This window comes from Thermobaculum sp. T2p (assembly GCF_059335935.1).
The window spans coordinates 104,294-121,779 of sequence record NZ_JANZYQ010000020.1 but is presented as its reverse complement, the minus strand read 5'-3'; the positions used below and the strand labels follow the sequence as shown (position 1 = coordinate 121,779).

17 protein-coding genes are annotated in these 17,486 nt (G+C 45.9%); 10 read left to right on the top strand and 7 right to left on the bottom strand.

Annotated elements, in window-relative coordinates:
• Window positions 1–21 precede the first annotated feature (21 nt).
• On the top strand, window positions 22–1,827 hold the full coding sequence (locus N2245_RS10280) for a PQQ-like beta-propeller repeat protein (protein ID WP_494536638.1): 1,806 nt from the start codon (window positions 22–24) through the stop codon (window positions 1,825–1,827).
• Window positions 1,828–1,951: 124 nt separating this feature from the next.
• Window positions 1,952–2,374 (top strand): helix-turn-helix domain-containing protein, encoded by a 423-nt coding sequence (locus tag N2245_RS10275; RefSeq protein ID WP_012874818.1) that lies wholly within the window; start codon window positions 1,952–1,954, stop codon window positions 2,372–2,374.
• On the opposite strand, the gene N2245_RS10270 is transcribed toward N2245_RS10275, so the two are convergent.
• Window positions 2,375–2,968: a hypothetical protein gene (locus N2245_RS10270; protein ID WP_494536637.1), complete on the bottom strand. Its 594-nt coding sequence runs from the start codon at window positions 2,966–2,968 to the stop codon at window positions 2,375–2,377.
• Window positions 2,969–3,233: 265 nt separating this feature from the next.
• On the opposite strand from N2245_RS10270, the gene N2245_RS10265 reads away from it, so the two are divergent.
• Entirely contained in the window at window positions 3,234–4,436 is a 1,203-nt protein-coding gene (locus N2245_RS10265; RefSeq protein ID WP_494536636.1) for a glycosyltransferase, read from the top strand.
• 27 nt (window positions 4,437–4,463) lie between these two features.
• On the opposite strand, the gene N2245_RS10260 is transcribed toward N2245_RS10265, so the two are convergent.
• The 3 genes from N2245_RS10260 to nfi are packed head-to-tail and all read right to left on the bottom strand — an operon-like array spanning window position 4,464 to window position 7,174.
• Window positions 4,464–4,868, bottom strand: a complete 405-nt coding sequence (locus N2245_RS10260) for an iron-sulfur cluster assembly scaffold protein (protein WP_494536635.1) — start codon at window positions 4,866–4,868, stop codon at window positions 4,464–4,466.
• A 1-nt stretch (window position 4,869) separates the two neighbouring features.
• Window positions 4,870–6,456, bottom strand: a complete 1,587-nt coding sequence (locus N2245_RS10255; protein ID WP_494536634.1) for an aldehyde dehydrogenase family protein — start codon at window positions 6,454–6,456, stop codon at window positions 4,870–4,872.
• Between the two features lie 25 nt (window positions 6,457–6,481).
• Complete coding sequence (gene nfi / locus N2245_RS10250) at window positions 6,482–7,174, bottom strand: deoxyribonuclease V (protein WP_494536633.1); 693 nt, start codon at window positions 7,172–7,174, stop codon at window positions 6,482–6,484.
• Window positions 7,175–7,200: 26 nt separating this feature from the next.
• Here nfi and N2245_RS10245 point away from each other — a divergent pair, with 26 nt between their 5' ends.
• From N2245_RS10245 to N2245_RS10225, 5 genes are all read left to right on the top strand, one after another.
• The gene (locus N2245_RS10245) at window positions 7,201–8,142 is read left to right on the top strand and encodes a tyrosine-type recombinase/integrase (RefSeq protein WP_494536741.1); all 942 of its coding nucleotides are present in this window, start codon (window positions 7,201–7,203) and stop codon (window positions 8,140–8,142) included.
• A gap of 112 nt (window positions 8,143–8,254) precedes the next feature.
• The gene (locus tag N2245_RS10240) at window positions 8,255–8,635 is read left to right on the top strand and encodes a DUF2089 domain-containing protein (protein WP_494536632.1); all 381 of its coding nucleotides are present in this window, start codon (window positions 8,255–8,257) and stop codon (window positions 8,633–8,635) included.
• Between the two features lie 25 nt (window positions 8,636–8,660).
• On the top strand, window positions 8,661–8,888 hold the full coding sequence (locus N2245_RS10235) for a hypothetical protein (protein ID WP_494536631.1): 228 nt from the start codon (window positions 8,661–8,663) through the stop codon (window positions 8,886–8,888).
• Window positions 8,885–10,132 (top strand): DUF4097 family beta strand repeat-containing protein, encoded by a 1,248-nt coding sequence (locus N2245_RS10230; protein WP_494536630.1) that lies wholly within the window; start codon window positions 8,885–8,887, stop codon window positions 10,130–10,132. The genes N2245_RS10235 and N2245_RS10230 overlap by 4 nt, the downstream gene beginning before the upstream one ends.
• Window positions 10,133–10,182: 50 nt before the next feature.
• Window positions 10,183–10,830: an HAD family hydrolase gene (locus N2245_RS10225; protein WP_494536629.1), complete on the top strand. Its 648-nt coding sequence runs from the start codon at window positions 10,183–10,185 to the stop codon at window positions 10,828–10,830.
• Between the two features lies 1 nt (window position 10,831).
• Here N2245_RS10225 and pheA read toward each other — a convergent pair whose 3' ends face one another.
• Entirely contained in the window at window positions 10,832–11,698 is an 867-nt protein-coding gene (pheA, locus tag N2245_RS10220; protein WP_494536628.1) for a prephenate dehydratase, read from the bottom strand.
• Between the two features lie 152 nt (window positions 11,699–11,850).
• On the opposite strand from pheA, the gene glgP reads away from it, so the two are divergent.
• On the top strand, window positions 11,851–13,935 hold the full coding sequence (glgP, locus tag N2245_RS10215) for an alpha-glucan family phosphorylase (protein ID WP_494536627.1): 2,085 nt from the start codon (window positions 11,851–11,853) through the stop codon (window positions 13,933–13,935).
• 65 nt (window positions 13,936–14,000) lie between these two features.
• On the opposite strand, the gene N2245_RS10210 is transcribed toward glgP, so the two are convergent.
• Window positions 14,001–14,888 carry a zinc metalloprotease HtpX gene (locus N2245_RS10210; RefSeq protein WP_494536626.1) on the bottom strand — a complete coding sequence of 296 codons (888 nt, stop codon included), beginning with the start codon at window positions 14,886–14,888 and terminating at the stop codon, window positions 14,001–14,003.
• Window positions 14,889–14,952: 64 nt separating this feature from the next.
• Window positions 14,953–15,363: a secondary thiamine-phosphate synthase enzyme YjbQ gene (locus N2245_RS10205; RefSeq protein WP_494536625.1), complete on the bottom strand. Its 411-nt coding sequence runs from the start codon at window positions 15,361–15,363 to the stop codon at window positions 14,953–14,955.
• Window positions 15,364–15,485: 122 nt separating this feature from the next.
• Here N2245_RS10205 and acs point away from each other — a divergent pair, with 122 nt between their 5' ends.
• Window positions 15,486–17,468, top strand: a complete 1,983-nt coding sequence (gene acs, locus N2245_RS10200; RefSeq protein WP_494536624.1) for an acetate--CoA ligase — start codon at window positions 15,486–15,488, stop codon at window positions 17,466–17,468.
• Window positions 17,469–17,486 lie beyond the last annotated feature (18 nt).

Here is a 17,486-nt window from a genome sequence, read left to right as displayed (position 1 = left end):
CAACTGCTGAAGCAACATGAGGTGAGGCTTATTTTCCCATCTTTGAATATAAAGATTACAATGCTATCTCTGCTTATGATGCCTTCCTTGTTGGCTTGCTCGATAAGCACGACTAGTAATTACTCGTCTTATAATCCTACTCCTGTCCCAACTTTGCCTATTCCTAAGATAGATCTGCGGGTAACTCCTACTGCTGTAGCTACTCTGTATCCCAATCCATCACCTGCCAGACAACCTATATCAACTGATATTCCACGCCGAACAAATAAATATGTTCCTCCTGTTCAGCAGGCAACCGATATAGGGCTGGGAAATGTCTTTACTCAAAGTTTTGGCAGGTATATCCAACCTGGAGGAGTTGTTCCAAGCACTATTTCGTGGGATTTCCAGTTGCAGGATAGATTATTGCCTCAAGTTACCTTCCAGGATAGTGTCCTTGTTGCTGCTACCTACAATGGTGATGTCTATGGAATCGATGCGAATTCTGGTATGGAGCTTTGGACTACAAATATTGATGCTAGCATACTCTTACCTCCTGAAACCAGTGATGGGATAGTCTTTCTTGTTACCACAAAGGGGCTTTATGCTCTTGATCACTTAGATGGCCGTGTTCTTTGGCAGAAGGCGATAGTCTTAAGCAATGTAAATTATGCTGTTGCCTATAACCAGAGAGCTTATGTAATACTCCATAGAAATGTGCTCTGCTTTGATCTTACTGGTGGTAATCTTCTCTGGCAAAAGGAATTTCAGAGCGATGCATTTGGAGCTCCTGTAATAAGTAGAGATAACTACTTGGTAATGCCCTTATCTAACGGCTTAATAATGTTCGACTCAAAGGGTAAACAGATTTGGAAGACTCAGAAGGTGAGACCACTGTCTAATGCAACAATAGTAATGGGAAATAAAGAGGTCTTTGTTCCCGCTGATGGCAACTACATAACTTCGGTTTCTCTGAATAACGGTGAGATCAGCCAACAGAGACATTTTGAGCTTACTCCGAGAGATTTGATGCTTTATAGGTCATATTTGTTAGCAATTACTGTTGGGAACGGAGAAACGCATATACTGAGGTACGATTTGGAAAACAACAGTCTTCAAAGAGATCTAAAACTAAGGGGGGTAGACTACGTATCTGCTTCTCTATCGGGCGATAGGCTTTATTTGGTTGGGAAGAATGATTTGTACTCTATTGATCTCCCAGACTTGTCTGTGGACTGGAAGTATAACCTCAGAGGGCAAGCCATAGGCATCCCAATAGTAGTACGGAACTCACTCTACATGATAGTTGACGATAAGATAGTTGCTTTCAATAAGCGCAAGATTAGTGATAACTTACCTGAGGTTTCTTCTTCCTACATGAAAGTTGATGACATCGGAGATGTGCGAGAGCGTAGATTGAATTTTGCGGATATTGAAGCCGCAGGAGCACAATTTATTGATAAGTTCGGGCACAAAGGGATTCTCTTTGAAATGAAGACTCCTGATACCTCAAATAAATCTTCATCCTTAAGCTCAGTCTTTGCCTTTGATTACACGGATGATGGGCAGATAGATGTCTACGTTTTTGTTAGTCGTAAAGAGGCAATTATGGAGATGAAGACGTATGTAGAAAACGGCGATCAGTTTAAGATAGTCAATAATGCCCTACCTTTTGAAAATGCTCACGGAGATGTGAAGGTATTTGTCCCCCTACAACCTTTCTTGTCTCCTCAGGAGTTAGAGATCCCTATAAACTGGTACGCTTATACCTATGTGGGTGACTTGCCCGCTCAAGACTTTGTAAATGATAATGGCGAATTGTTTCGATTGATGCCAAAAGGTAACTAGATGGTTGAGAATTCATTGTAATTTTTGCAATTATTATTATCGTTAATGTATTTCTAGCTACTGATGTGTATACTACACAGTATGTAGGGACGATGATCACTTATTACTAAGGTGGTGCATTGTAATGGCTCAGCATCATGAAGATTATGGCAGAGAATACGAAAGCCCTTCTCTTAGCAAAGCTATAAACGACATCATGAGAACTCGTGGAATGACGGCTACCCAAGTAGCCGCGAACATGAAATCCGGGCGTAATAGGGCTACTCTTTATAGGATACTAAGCGGCGCAACTCAGGACCCTAAGATTAGTACTTTTATAGATATTTGCCAAGCGCTGGAAGTTAGTCCAATTGAAGTACTCCAGTTAGCTGGTATGGCTGATCATAAGCCTAGAGATACTGATCTTTTGGATATAAGGATGCGCCAAATATTTAGACGCATACAAAACCTACCATATAATCTTAGGAAACTGGCGGTATCTCAAATCGGTGCGCTAACAGATGCGATCTACGATCATTTGCAGCGGCAGGAGAATAAAGGTAGTTGATTAGTTGTAGTACCCCATCTTTTGCAGGTGCCATCTTGTTAGCCACATTCCGGTCTCGAAAAAGCCGTAAACTCGCCTGGCTTTCTCTGGTTCCCAAGAGCTGGCAGGAGTGTTAACCGCTGCTGACCAAATTGCGCTTGCCAGCTCATTCACCCTCTCCCTAAACTCTAATGGTGTTCTAGGGATCTTTATATCAACATAAGACTTATTGCCTGGAAAACTTATTATACTCTTAGGCAATTTAGGTATATAAGCAAAGACAACCTGAGCGTGCTGGAAGGCCATGATTTTTTGGAGGTCTGGTGGAAGTATCTGCTTGGATGGTGTATCTGGGTCTTTGCTTATAGCTATGATGTCAGAGGGATCCAAGATATAAGGCAACTCACTCTTTGGTACGTACTCGGTACGCATAGCCCACTTGTATCCGGTCTGAATATCGTCTATGTGTGACAGGGTAACAGTTGCAAGATAGTTGACTTCGTCTCTGCCCAATGTTTCATCCTGTACTATGAAGTGCATGAATGCCCTGTGCGTTTTTGCGAAGACTTGATGAATCTTAACGATCTCCGATATGGCACGCTCTCCCTTCAACATCTTCCCAACCTCCAAACGAATGGACAGAGGAATGCTCTATCTATAATCTATATACATAAATTTGTCAGAGATTACGAAAGAAAAAAGCTTTTATCAACTTCATGTATATATTTGTTACCATTGAGTAAGAATGTGTATCGACGACCTATTCCCTCAAACGACTGAATATAAGAAGTCTCTCCAGGAGCGTTGGCCTGCGCGAGTGGCTATGCTTAGCATCCATACTAGCCCTCTTGCTGTTCCTGGCAGCCGAGATGTAGGAGGAATGAACGTTTATGTGCTTCGCTTATCAAGAGAGCTAGCATCTAGGGGCATCAAGGTAGATGTTTTTACTAGATGGAATAACCCAGACGATCCTTTGATTCAAGAAATAACTGATGGCTTTAGAGTAATAAACGTCAGAAGTGGGCCTCCTAGGGGCATCAGCCGTGAATCCCTTTACAAGATCAGAGATGATATAGCTCAATCAATAATTACCTTTGCTGAAAATGAAGGGGTAGAGTACGACGTCTTGCACACCCATTACTGGATATCTGGTGTTGTGGGGCTAGGCCTTGTGACAAAATGGAGTATTTCTTGGCTTCATATGTCACACACGTTGGGACTGATAAAGAACAAGTACCGGGGGCCTAATCAGCCAGAGGAATCTCTCCTAAGGCTAAGAGCAGAAGATATGGTGTTGAAGTCCGTAGATGGTGTGATAGCTGCTAACAACATAGAAAGGGCAGAGATTGTCAATCATTACCAGGTACCAGTTGAAAAAGTTTACGTAGCTCCATGTGGAGTTGATCTAGCTTTGTTCTCGCCGGGAAATAAAACTGAGGCCAGGCAAAGGCTTGGCATTGATGTGAACGTCCCGCTTGTATTGTATGTTGGGAGAATAGAACCACTGAAGGGTCTGGACGTGCTTATAAGGGCCTTTGCTGTTTTGAAGGCTGATATTGGTAACGCCCAGCTTATGATAGTTGGCGGGACCAAAGATAAAAGCGATAGAGAAACTGCTGCAGAGATTCGTAGGCTTAGGGCTTTAGCCTCGTCTTTGGGTGTACTTGGTGATGTGATTTTCTGTGGTCCAAAGCCCCAGGAAGAGCTGCCTTATTATTATAGATCTGCAGATACTTGTGTGGTCTCGTCTTACTATGAGAGCTTTGGAATGGCAGCTCTGGAGGCCATAGCGTGTGGCATCCCTGTAGTAGCCTCGCGAGTTGGCGGTTTGCAATCTACAGTGAGAGATGGTCACAATGGCTTTTTAGTACCAGCCGGGGATCATGTGAAGCTTGCCGCAGCTATACACAGGATACTTTCCGCTCCGGAGCTCAGAAGTACAATGGCTATGCATGCTCATAAGAGGGCTCAGAGGTTCTCTTGGGTAAGGGTCGGTGATCATAACTTAGCTATCTACCATGATGTATGCGCGCGCAAGAATGCTTCTAATTATGGATTAGATGCAGCGGAGCTGCAGATCTGACTGTACATGTGCCAGATCTGCAGCTTCCTACCCAGCGCTATTTCTAGAGGTGGCGTCCTTTATAGCTATATGAAGGGCCTCGGTAGCATAGTTCGCGCAATAAAGTTTATCCTTTGGTAGTCCACCAAGGGCTTCTAGTAGCATATGTGAAGTTATAGCTTCAGCTTCCTTAAGGGTCTTTCCCTTTGCTAGCTCGGTTACCATAGAAGCCGAAGCTATAGTAGCGCTGCATCCGAACGCTCTGAACCTGATATCTTCTATAAACCCATTTGAACATCTGAGGGTTATCTGAATCATTATCTGTCCTTTCTCCTGATCCCCGGCTGTACCAGCCCCTGTAGCATCTGGGATGATACCTACGTTTCTAGGATGCAGATAATGATCTATTGCTATATCGGTGTATTCGTGCTTGTTCTGGATATTCTCCTGCATGCTAATCTTCTACTACAGTCCTGCTTTGCTCCCTCATGAATTGTTGCACGTAATATGGTCCAAGTGCTCCCTTGCCTGTGGATCCGCTGGCTTTCCATCCAACAAAGCTTTGGCTACCGGGCCAAGCCCCAGTGGTTGCTCCTCCGCTCCTGTTAGCGTAAACCACGCCAGCCTCTATATGATCAAAGAAGTAATCTATCTCAGCTTGGTCTTCGCTGAAGATACCTGCACAGAGGCCGTATTCGGTATCATTGGCTAGGTTCACAGCTTCCTCAATGGTATCAACCTTAACTAGTGCTACTAGAGGCACGAACAACTCTTCCTTGATTATCCTGTGGTTCTGAGGTAGGTCAGCTACGATACAAGGCTCCACGAAGTGGCCCCTCTCCATGCCACTGTTCTGTATTCTGTGGCCACCAAACAACACTTTGCCGTCTATAGATGCCTCTTCTACTGCTGATAAGTACTTATCCACTGCTCGCTCGTCGATCAAAGGTCCCATGAAGACATCTCTTTGTCTGGGATCTCCCACTAAGACCTTAGCAGTACGCTCCAGTAGCTTATCTACAAGTTGATCATATACATCCGAGAATACGTATACCCGTGAGCATGCCGAGCATTTCTGTCCTGTGTAGCCGAAGGCTGACCTGACTATACCCTCAACAGCCTTAGATAGATTTGCCTTTGACGTAACGATCGTAGGGTTCTTGCCTCCCATCTCAGCTACACAGGGTCTGGCGTATGGGTAGCTGAATTTCCTCATAAGATGTAGTCCAACATCTTTAGATCCAGTGAATGCTAACCCGGATATCTTGGGATTGTCCGATAGCTGTTCTCCTATCGTACTGCCAGAGCCGACAACGAAATTCAGTACTCCAGATGGTAGACCAGCCTCTTCGAACATTCTATACACCTCTAGGCCACTAAGAGCTGTGGCAGAGGCGGGCTTGAATACGGCAGTGTTACCCGATACCAGTACGCCGGCTAGCATACCAGTAGATAGAGCCATCGGGAAATTAAATGGGCTTATAACCGCCCATACCCCGTATGGTCTTAGAATAGACTTGTTATTTTCATTAGGGATTATCCTTCTCATCTCTCTCACGAACCCGTGGTTCTCTTCCATCTGGTCACAATACCACGAGATGAGATCAGCGGCCTCCTCTACTTCTCCTAGAGCTTCCATTCTGGTCTTGCCAGCTTCTACTGATAGCACAGCAGCTAGCTCGAATTTGTTGTCCCGGAAGTTAGAGGCAGCTCGCCTGAGAATGTTTACTCTCTCCTGATAATTCATGCTCCCCCAGATCTTGAAAGCTTCCGCGGCCGCATCCACGGCTTGTGACACTTGGTCACTCGTGGCCTCGTTGAATATAGCTACCAGTATATCTGTATCTATAGGAGATCGAACTTCTAGCGTCTTACCTCGGCCGTCGATTCTTTGACCGTTAATTGCTATTGGATAGTGCTTTCCAAGCTTCTGTGGAATATGCTTTTGAGCTTCTTCATAATGAGCATGAAGGATCTCTAGTTGATCCTGCGGAATCGCTGCATATGTTACCTTGGGTACTTTCACTGAGGACTGTTGCATGATTTTAACCTCCTGCTTGACTTATCTACTGTTTTTTATAACGACTAGCAAGCATATGTGCTCGGCGTGTAGGTTCAGGCAATCTGTATTTGGTAGTCATCTTCAATACTAGCTCCACAGCCTGTTCGAGGCTTATCATATTACCTACTGATACGTACACAGGTTTCACTCCAGGCTTGGTTCTGACTGCAGCCCCAAGCACTTCACTTCCTAAAGTTATAGGCTTCCAATCTCCCTTGTTGTCCCCTGGTTCCTCAGCATTGCCGATCAGCAAGCTTTTTGCCACTCCTATGGAAGGCTTTCTTAGTATCAGTCCAATGTGACAGGCTATACCAAATCTTCTAGGGTGGGCCTTGCCATGCCCGTCTATCATGATGACGTCTGGTTTTGCTTTGAGAGAATTGTATGCCCTAAGGATTACTGGTGCTTCTCGAAATGCCAGCAGCCCTGGTATGTATGGCATGGTTACGGGCATGTCTTCAAGTATCTCTTCGACAGTCTCCATTGTGCTTGACTCTATTACAACAGCCGCAGCCCTGGCGTTATTTGGGAAACTGAGGTCGAAGCCACCAACGGTAGCAGGAGGGGTATCTAGTGGAGACTCCGCTATATATCTGCTAGCCTTGATTTGTAACCTTATAGCTTCTTTCGGATCTATATGGGTACTTTGTAATTTATTTATAAGATCTTCCAGTTCTTTATCTTTGCTTGAAATCATATTTGGATGTTATTACTTTGTTTGATATGGCGCAAGAAGAAAAAGAGCTGAGAAGTAGCGTGCAAGATTTTCTAGACTATTGTCTAGTTGAGGAGGGTTTATCCCCAGCTAGCGTGAGAACATATCAGCAAGTCCTCTATGCTCTTGTAGATTGGCTAGAGCTGCGATTGCAATCTAAGGTCTACACTTCAGACCTGGACAAACGGTCTGTGAAAGCATGGCAGAGATACCTGGTCGTAGAGAAGCAGTTGGATGATGACACATACGTTAAGTACATTTCTGCTTTGCGAAGCTTTGTTAACTACCTCCATGATGAGGACTTGACCTCTCTCACACGAGACGACATCAAGTTGCCAAAGAGTCATATGGATGTATCCTCGATCAAGGCTTTATCGGTCGATGATGTTAGGGCACTACTGATGGCCCCAGACCCCTCTACTCCTTGGGGCAAACGAGATAGAGCTCTACTTGCGCTGCTGTACTGTACCGGGATGAGGATAGCTGAGCTATGCTCCTTGAATAGAGATCAGCTTCCATTGGAGCATCTATGTGAGGACGAGATACTTGAGGTATCTATTATAGGTAAAGGTAGAAAGCCACGGGTGGTCTTTGTTGATGCTGTAGCTCAGAGATTGCTTAAGGAATATCTACAACTGAGAACTGACGAAAATCCTGCGTTGTTTGTATCTTTCAAGGGTCCAACTGCTGAGGATAGGCTGACCCCTAGAGCCATCCAGATGTCAATAAAGAAGTACGCCAAAAAGGTTGGACTCAAGACTATCCCCACACCCCATACTATGCGACATACTTTTGCTGTGCATAAATTGCAGGGTGGTGCTGACACGCGCATAGTACAAGCCTTCCTCGGACACTCGAGCCTGGCAACTACCCAAAGGTATACAAGAGTCACTGATCGCTACCTCCGCGAGAGCTACGAGCGTACTCATATCCCGGCTGATCTTGACTAGTTTTTGAAGGAACACCACCAACCGGAAATCTATCCTCGAATATTTTAAAATTTTTGATTAATTACTTGGATTTATTAATTGATTGATATATAATCTTATGGAGGTGATCTGAGTGAGAAAAATTCTAGAAAGATGTCCTACTTGTGGTGGCCAATTGATCATAAGAGAGGTGAGGTGTGTAGACTGCGGGACCGAGGTTAGAGCCGAGTACAGGCAGTGTGACTTTTGCTCGCTAACAGATGAGCAAGCAACCTTCCTCAAGATATTTGTAACTTCGAGAGGTAATCTTAGTGAGGTAGAGAAGCGCCTTGGCATAAGCTACCCAACTGTGCGCTCTAAGCTGGAGGAGATAGTGAACGTTTTGACCAGGGCAGAAAATCAGCCTTTGAAGAGGGAATCTGCTAAATCTTCCCGGCGCAGCATTCTAGATGCTGTTGCACGAGGCGAGATAAGCCCCGAAGAAGCCCTGAGCAAGTTGAGATCTACTCAGTAGTTGGATTACCTGAAGGAGGGGGGAAATGTACTACGGGCTCACCGACAGAATCCTCAAGGAGAGGTATAAGGACCTGAGAGACGCCGCTGGCCATAGATACATGGTACGTTGTCTCAAAACTCCTGAAAGGAGCAAAATGAATCTTCTAGATAAGTCGCTGTTGTATCTAGGAGTCTACATGGTCAAGGTTGGTCTGTTATTACAAGAGCATTACTTGAGCAAAGAACTAAGAATCAGGGAGGCATCAAGATGAATATCCAAGAAGTCGCAAACGGAGCTGATGAGTTACGAGTTAGCCTAATACATGGAGATATATCGCTCAGGGTGCAAGGAGAAGAATGGTCTATCAATGTTAGTGGGGGGCTGACTCCATCCATAGAGAGATCGGGAGATATGGTTCATATATCACAGCCTAAGGAAGATATAAGTCTGCGCTCGATTCAGAGAATGGATCTAACTTTGTCTATACCGTCCAGTGTAAACGGGGTAAAACTTGAGACCGGTAAGGGCCAGATCGAGTTCAAGGGGCAATCTCAGTATGAGGGGGATGTGGTATGTCACTCTGGGTGGGGGAATGTAAGCGTTGAGTCTGTTGAGGGCGACGTAAGGGTAGAAACGGGTAATGGAGATGTCAGGGTTATACAAGTAGAAGGTGATATAACAGTCTCGACAGGTAATGGCAGAATCATAGTGACTGATTTCGAGGGTGATGTTACCCTCTCTTCGGGCAATGGGGAGGTAAAAGTGGCTTCTGGAGAGGGCGACTTAAAGGTTTCTACGGGCAATGGAGACATTAACGTCCAACAAGTTGAGGGGGATCTAAGTATAAATACTGCCCATGGGAAGGTGAATATTTCTGGTTGTGAGTCCGCGCGTATTAGGGCCTCTTCTGCCATGGGGCCGATGCGGGTGGTAGGTTGTGAGATCGGAGAGATGCAACTTAATTCCATGATGGGTGACATCTACTTGGATTCAGAGCTAGACGAAGGTAGGTATCAACTGTCGTCTGGCCTAGGGGATGTGGTTGTTATCTTACCTGATGATATATCTGTACGCATCGATGCCCAGACAGGTTTTGGAAAGGTGCATTCAGAGTTCCCTCTAGTGCAAGTGGGTAGATCTGGGCCAATGGGCTTTGGTGGCGTAAGAATGGTAGGTACCACTGGCAGCGATCATCCAGAAGCAGACCTATCAATAAAGACCGGCAAGGGCGATATCTCTATTCGTCGCGGCGATGGACAAGTTTTGCAACCTCGATCGGATAGGTCTGAAGATGCTGAAGAGGATCTACAACAGGAGCCGACATCTATACAGGATGCTAATGTAGATACTTCTTCAGTTCCCACTCCTCAAGCTGATTACACACCTCTGATGAAGCCTATGCTCGAGAGTAAGGGCAAAACTAACGAGGAGTTCGTAAGAGAGGTACTCAGGTCGCTATCCAAAGGCGAGATAACTCCGGACGAAGCTGAGAGACTTCTCCAGAGCGTATTATAGCCAGTTTGTATTGGATAACATAGACGTGTAGTTGGTAATATTTATCGCGTATGGAAAAAGCCGCCGTATTGTGGGATCTTGATGGAGTCCTTGTGGACTCTAGACAATTTCACTATGAGTCTTGGCTATATGTAGCCCGCCCTAGGAGTGTGGAGATTAGCTATCAGGATTTTCTCCCGACTTTTGGGATGAGAAATCCTGATGCTATTCGTGTCTTGTTTGGGGATCTTCATGAGGAAGAGATAAACAGAATAGCTGAAGACAAAGAGAGATACTTCCGGGAGTCTATTAGAGGGAGAATTAAGCCACTTCCTGGAGCTTATAACCTGGTAGTGTCTTTGCATGCGAGCGGACACAAGCAGGCTATAGCTTCTTCTACTCCCAGGTTGAATATAGAGGCGATATTGACAGAGATCGGCTTGAAGGGCTGCTTTGACGAAATAGTATCTGGGGATGACGTCGAAAATGGTAAGCCTAACCCTGAGATATTCCTCCTGGCTGCCGACAAGCTTGGTGTTGATCCTCAGTGTTGCGTCGTTGTTGAAGATGCTGTAGTGGGAGTTCAGGCTGGTAAAGCCGCGGGGATGAAGGTTTTTGCTGTTGCCGGGACGCGACTACCAGAGGATCTACATCTTGCCGATAGGGTCGTTCACTCTTTGGAAGAGTTATCCCCTGAGGACTTTCGGATAGATTGCTAATCTATATGCCTGAATTTATATTGTCTTCGTCCACGGATTTAGGATAGGAGCCCAAAACTTTTACCCATCTCGACTGTTTATTTAGACAATCTAAGGCTCTCATTAAATCCGGGTCGGTTACCCACCCTTGACAATCTACATAAAATATATATTCCCATCCTTCGCCTCGCGAGGGTCTTGACTCTATCTTCGTTAGGTTTACGTTGTTTTCGGCAAAGCACCCAAGGGCATGATAGAGAGCCCCGGGCTTGTTGGGGGTTGAGAACACCAGCGTAGTCTTGCCTTCCTCGCTGGGTTGCTCTATATGTACTACAGGCGATCGGCCTATTATCACAAATCTTGTACGGTTAGTTTTGTTGTCTTCTATGTTGGCTGCTAAAACCTTTAGTTCCCATACCTCAGCTGCTCTACTTGAAGCTACAGCGGCGATAGTAGGATCTTGCAGCTCGGATACAAGCTTGGCTGCGCCTGCCGTGTCGTAATACGCGACAGGCTGTATGTTATGTGCTCGTAACCAGTTTGCTGCTTGAGCCAATGCCTGTGGATGAGAATAAGCCTTATTAATCCTAGCCAGCTCAGTATCCTGTACACCTAGAAGGCAGTGCCGCACTCTAAGCTCATGCTCGCCTCTGATAAATATTTTGCCGGCATACTCGAGCAATAGGTCGTAGGTTTCATGTATGCTACCTGCTTGTGAGTTCTCTACAGGGACCACCGCTAAGTCTGTATGCTTGTTAGCCACCGATTCAAAGACATCCCTTAGTGATGGTAACGGTACAGGCTCGCATCCCGGCACAGAAAGTAGAGAAGCTTCTTCGCTATATGCTCCTGGTTCTCCCTGAAACGCTACGCGCTGTCTATCTGTCATCGCACCTTCCTATAGCCGCTTTTGTCTTATTGTGCCAGACAGGGCGGCATGTATAGAAGATCGTTAGAGGCTCTATTTGCTACTATTAGGGATGTGACGATAAAGAGATTGGTGCAGGATAAAAACAATGATTGTGAGGGTGATGCAAAGGTATGAGTCAAGATATAGAAATTAGGAATAAACTGAATGATCTAGCTTATAACCTTAAGTGGAGTTGGACTCCATCCACTGGAGAGCTATTTTCCTATATAGATCCCGAAAAATGGCGGAAAACCAAGCATAATCCAGTGCTGCTGCTAAAGCAGGTATCTGATGAAAGGCTGCAGGTACTTCTAGCTGATAAGTCGTTTGTAGATAGGGTTAACCAAGAGCATGCTTTCCTTCAACAGTATCTTGAGGCTAATAACACTTGGTTCACAGAAAATTATGGCGTCAAGGATTTCAGCGTTGCCTATTTCTCAGCTGAGTTTGGCTTAGTAGAGTGTCTCCCCATCTATTCTGGAGGTCTGGGAGTGCTCGCTGGTGACCATCTTAAGTCCGCCAGCGATCTGGGTGTTCCTCTGGTGGGGGTAGGTCTGCTCTATAAGAATGGCTACTTCTTTCAGAAGATAGATGAGAATGGTTGGCAGCGAGAGGAGTATCCAGATATGAACTATCTGGACACTCCGATAACACTGGTAACCGACATGTCGGGCAATCGAGTAATAGGCGAGGTTGATGTCGCCGACGCTGTGGTTAAGTTCCAGATATGGAAGGCAAAGGTAGGGAGGGTAGACCTATATCTTCTAGATACTAATTTAGAAGAGAATGAGGCCCCCTACAGGGATATAACCGATAAGCTTTATGGGGGGGATTCTGAAAAGCGCATTCAACAGGAGATCGTGCTTGGGATCGGGGGCATCAAGGCTCTGCGAATGCTTGGGCTATATCCCCAGGTCTATCATATGAACGAGGGACACTCAGCGTTCCTCGTCCTTGAGCGCATGAGGGAGATGATCCAGGATATGGGCAAGAGCTTCGAAGATGCTCTAGAAACTGTGCGATCTACTAACGTTTTTACTACTCATACCCCTGTAGCTGCTGGACATGACTACTTCTCAATCGATCTGATTAAGAGATATCTACAGTCTTATATTAACAAGTTAGGTATCTCATTTGAGCAGTTGTTGGCCTTGGGAAGGAAGAACCCAGAAGATGAAAACGAACTCTTCTGCATGACCGTGCTTGCATTGAAAGCATCCGGTAAAAACAACGGCGTAAGTAAGTTGCATGGTCGAGTCTCTCAGGAAATGTGGCAATCCCTATGGCCGAAGCTGCCTGTCGAAGATGTGCCGATTGGTTATGTTACCAATGGTGTGCACGCGCCTACATGGTTATCCAATTCTCTTAGAGATGTTCTAATCGGATCAGGTGGGAATATAGATTGGCAGAAAATATTGGAGGTGGATGACGAACTTTTATGGCGTCTGCACCAGGAGCTCAAGAGACAATTGATCGAGTTCGTCAATAGCAGGTCGAAGATAGGTGAGCTAGGAAATCTTACTGCTGATGTCCTGACTATAGGATTTGCCAGGAGATTTGCTACTTATAAGAGAGCGACTTTGCTCTTTAGTGATGAAGAGAAGCTTGCTGCTATATTAAATAATCCTCAGTATCCAGTACAGATACTGTTCTCGGGCAAGGCACATCCGCGTGACAACGGCGGTAAGGAGCTGATACAAAAGATCGTACAACTCTCCAAGCGTGAGCCCTTCCTTGGAAAGATAGCCTTTATAGAGGATTATGACCTAGATATTGCCCGTCACCTTGTTAGGGGATGCGATGTTTGGCTGAATAATCCAGTACGTCCAATGGAGGCAAGCGGTACTAGTGGAATGAAAGCCAGCATGAATGGGGTGCTTAATGCAAGTACCCTGGATGGATGGTGGGCAGAAGCTTGGGAATTCTCAAACAAAGGTAAAGATGGCTTTGGGTGGGCTATAGGGGACGGGAAAGTCTACGAAAACCCAGAAGTGCAGAACGAGGTGGAATCGAGAGCAATATATGAGTTGCTAGAAGCAAGCATAATTCCTCTCTTCTACGATCGAGATGAAAAGGGGATCCCCCGTAAATGGGTCAGGATGATGAAGGAGGCTATATCTAGTTTGGGGCCTAAGTTTACCACCGATAGAATGCTGAGAGAATATGTGGAAAGCTTCTATATGGTGGGTCGTACCGGTGATAAGGTATTAGTGTAATTTCTGGACTTTAAACTAGAGAACTGCAGGTGCTCATATGAGCACCTGCAGTTCTCTTTTACATGCTAGCTGAAAGCGAAGGATGTCCCGTGCATCTGTTGAGCAATCTGGTAAAGCCTTGCAACTCTCTTGGCCACTGGAGGATGCGTACTGAACAAAGAGGCCAGATCTGCACCTCTCAGTGGCTGCACTATGAAGAGATGGGATGCTGCAGGATTGACTCTCATCGGATGCATCGCCACAGATGCCTCAAGTTTTTGTAAGGCCGATGCCAGATCTAGCGGTCTTCCCGTCAGCCTGGCAGCCCCCTCGTCAGCTGCATACTCCCTGGATCTAGAGATTGCTAGCTGTACTAATGTAGCCGCTATCGGCGCTACTATGATCACTAATAGTGCGCCTAATGGATTAGCACCACCCTCGCGATCGTCAGATCTACTGTATCCGCCGAATATGAACGCCCACCGCGCCATATTCGCCAGGAACATGATAGCACCAGCTATGGTAGCTACGATAGTTTGTATGAGTGTATCTCGGTTTCTTACATGAGTCAGCTCGTGAGCAATTACCCCGGCTAGCTCTTCCCTATTTAAGATACTCATTATTCCTGTTGTTACAGCTACTGCCGCATGCTTGGGATCTCGGCCTGTTGCGAAAGCATTAGCTGCAGGAGTGTCTATAACATATACCCTGGGTTTCGGTATCCTAGCTTGCTGAGCTAGCTGATCCACAATTTGATGCAGCTCTGGAGCCTCGTCCCATCCAACTTCTCGGGCTCCAGTCATCATAAGAGCTATCTTATCGCTGTACCAATAGGAAAAGAAGTTCATGCCTAGAGCAAGTATGAAAGCAAATACTAGCCCCTGCCTACCGCCCAGCAGCATGCCTACTAACAGAAACAATCCTGTCAGTAGTGTGAGTAGGAGTACTGTCTTTATACCGTTCTTTGATGTCACCTCGTCGAGGCCTCCGCAATCTAGTATTGTCTACATAAAACTATATCCGTGCTTGTTATCTCAGTCAAACAGCTGAGGGAATGAGATTAACCTGAACCTTTCTTACGAGATTGTCCACATTAGTGTCAACTAGTACTATGGACTGCCAGGTTCCTAACTGTAGTCGTTTATCTCTCACAGCTAATACTAGAAAAGGAGATATGAAAGCCGGCAATATATGGTCTCGCCCGTGTCCTGGAGATCCATGTGCGTGTCTATAGTTGGAACTTTTGGGAAATAGTTGGTCTATCGTGTTAATTAGATCTTGCTCAGAACCTGACCCTGTCTCCATCAATGCCAGTCCAGCTGTGGCGTGTGGTACGAAGATGTGTACCAATCCTTCCTGTAAATCTTTAACTGCGCCTTCTATTTTACTCGTAATATCTACCACAGCAGGCTTATTACCAGTGTTGATCGTAAACTCAAGAGTCTTCACTCTTTATACCTCCCGATTCACTTGATCCTAGCAGGTTTACCTTGGATTTTACTCTTAGAATATAGTGATATAATGCTGAATCGAAAGCTATCTGTTCTCTATATTTTGCAGGAGGAGATGTCATGAGTGACTCGATACATGATATCGCTATAGAAAGCCTCATGAAGGAGGAGCGTATATTTGACCCTCCTGAAGAGTTTCGTAAGAGAGCGAACGTCAATTCCCCCGATATCTATAAGAAGGCTGAGGAGAACTTTGAAGCATTCTGGGATGAGCTTGCCAAAAGCGAGCTCCATTGGTTCGAACCTTATCAAAAAGTGCTGGATTGGAATCCTCCTTATGCGAGATGGTTTGATGGTGGCAAAATTAACGTCTCCTACAATTGCTTAGATAGGCATGTCCTCTCAGGTGGTGGTGACAAGATTGCTTACTATTGGGAGGGTGAGCCCGGCGATACACGTGAGGTAACCTATGCAGAACTCCTTAGAGATGTAAAGAAGTGTGCTAATGCTCTCAAGCAGCTTGGAGTGCAGAAGGGTGATAGAGTGGCCATATATATGCCTATGGTGCCGGAACTCCCGGTTGCTATGCTTGCATGTGCCCGTATAGGGGCTCCTCACACTGTGGTGTTTGGAGGATTTTCAGCCGATGCATTAGCTGGCAGAATAAATGATTCCCAGGCTAAGGTTCTTATTACTGCTGATGGCGGATATCGTAAGGGGAATATAGTCCCCCTCAAGAAAAACGCAGATGAGGCTCTAAAGAATACATCTAGTGTCGAGAAGGTAATAGTCCTCAGTAGAACAGGACATGATGTAGACATGACTCCTGGTAGGGATATCTGGTGGCATGACATTGTTCCAAATCAGTCCGAGGACTGCCCCGCCGAGCCGCTCGATTCAGAGCATATGCTATATCTGTTGTATACCTCCGGTACTACTGCGAAGCCCAAAGGTATAGTCCATACGAGTGCTGGATATCTACTTGGTGTATCCCTGACCCACAAGTGGATATTTGACATAAAGCCTGAAGACGTCTATTGGTGCGCTGCTGATATAGGTTGGGTTACAGGGCACTCCTATATAGTCTATGGGCCCCTAGCTAATCATACTACCAGCGTTATCTATGAAGGGGCGCCAGATTATCCGGGACCTGACCGTTGGTGGTCAATAATAGAGAAGTATAAAGTGACCATACTCTATACAGCTCCAACAGCTATAAGGGCACACATGAAGTGGGGTCCTCAACATGCTCAGGCTCACGATCTGTCTTCTCTCCGTCTGCTTGGTTCAGTGGGCGAACCGATCAACCCTGAGGCGTGGCTGTGGTACCACAAGTATATAGGTGGGGAGAGGTGCCCTGTGGTAGACACCTGGTGGCAGACCGAGACAGGTATGATCATGATAAGCCCGCTACCAGGTATAACTCGTCTCAAGCCAGGATCTGCTACCTTCCCCTTCCCCGGGGTTCAGGCAGATGTTGTTGATGAACAGGGCAATAGTGTCCCACCTGGGGTAGGAGGGTATCTTGTCCTCAAGAGGCCATGGCCAGCGATGCTTAGGGGAATATACGGAGATCCCGATAGATATGTTCAGACTTATTGGAGCAGGTTTCCTAATATCTATTTCTCAGGAGACGGAGCTAAGCGCGATGAAGACGGTTACTTCTGGCTCTTGGGTAGAGTGGACGATGTAATGAACGTTTCTGGGCATAGAATATCAACCATAGAAGTGGAAAGTGCGCTTGTTGATGATCCGCGCGTTGCTGAAGCAGCTGTTATAGGGCAACACGACGAGGTAACGGGTGAGGCTATATTTGCATTCGTGATTCTTAAGTCCGATGTCGAGCCTACACCCGAGCTCGGAGAAGAACTACGCCAGCACGTTGCGAGGAAAATAGGTCCTATAGCTAGACCTAAACGCATCATGTTTACTCCTGACCTGCCGAAGACTCGTAGTGGAAAGATCATGAGGAGATTGCTGCGAGATATAGCGAATGATCGTCAGCTTGGAGATACTACTACTCTTGCAGATGCATCAGTAGTTGAGTTAATACAGAACGCCACCAAGGCTAACGTTGAGGATGAGGACTCGGTAAGGCGTTAGTAACAAAGAGCTCTAAGG

What these genes read in the sequence shown, in the direction of transcription:
- N2245_RS10275 (WP_012874818.1), top strand. Translation starts at nt 1,952, where the DNA reads ATGGCTCAGCATCATGAAGATTATGGCAGAGAATACGAAAGCCCTTCT.
- N2245_RS10270 (WP_494536637.1), bottom strand. Translation starts at nt 2,968, where the DNA reads ATGTTGAAGGGAGAGCGTGCCATATCGGAGATCGTTAAGATTCATCAA.
- N2245_RS10265 (WP_494536636.1), top strand. Translation starts at nt 3,234, where the DNA reads ATGAACGTTTATGTGCTTCGCTTATCAAGAGAGCTAGCATCTAGGGGC.
- N2245_RS10260 (WP_494536635.1), bottom strand. Translation starts at nt 4,868, where the DNA reads ATGCAGGAGAATATCCAGAACAAGCACGAATACACCGATATAGCAATA.
- N2245_RS10255 (WP_494536634.1), bottom strand. Translation starts at nt 6,456, where the DNA reads ATGCAACAGTCCTCAGTGAAAGTACCCAAGGTAACATATGCAGCGATT.
- nfi (WP_494536633.1), bottom strand. Translation starts at nt 7,174, where the DNA reads ATGATTTCAAGCAAAGATAAAGAACTGGAAGATCTTATAAATAAATTA.
- N2245_RS10245 (WP_494536741.1), top strand. Translation starts at nt 7,201, where the DNA reads ATGGCGCAAGAAGAAAAAGAGCTGAGAAGTAGCGTGCAAGATTTTCTA.
- N2245_RS10235 (WP_494536631.1), top strand. Translation starts at nt 8,661, where the DNA reads ATGTACTACGGGCTCACCGACAGAATCCTCAAGGAGAGGTATAAGGAC.
- N2245_RS10230 (WP_494536630.1), top strand. Translation starts at nt 8,885, where the DNA reads ATGAATATCCAAGAAGTCGCAAACGGAGCTGATGAGTTACGAGTTAGC.
- N2245_RS10225 (WP_494536629.1), top strand. Translation starts at nt 10,183, where the DNA reads ATGGAAAAAGCCGCCGTATTGTGGGATCTTGATGGAGTCCTTGTGGAC.
- pheA (WP_494536628.1), bottom strand. Translation starts at nt 11,698, where the DNA reads ATGACAGATAGACAGCGCGTAGCGTTTCAGGGAGAACCAGGAGCATAT.
- glgP (WP_494536627.1), top strand. Translation starts at nt 11,851, where the DNA reads ATGAGTCAAGATATAGAAATTAGGAATAAACTGAATGATCTAGCTTAT.
- acs (WP_494536624.1), top strand. Translation starts at nt 15,486, where the DNA reads ATGAGTGACTCGATACATGATATCGCTATAGAAAGCCTCATGAAGGAG.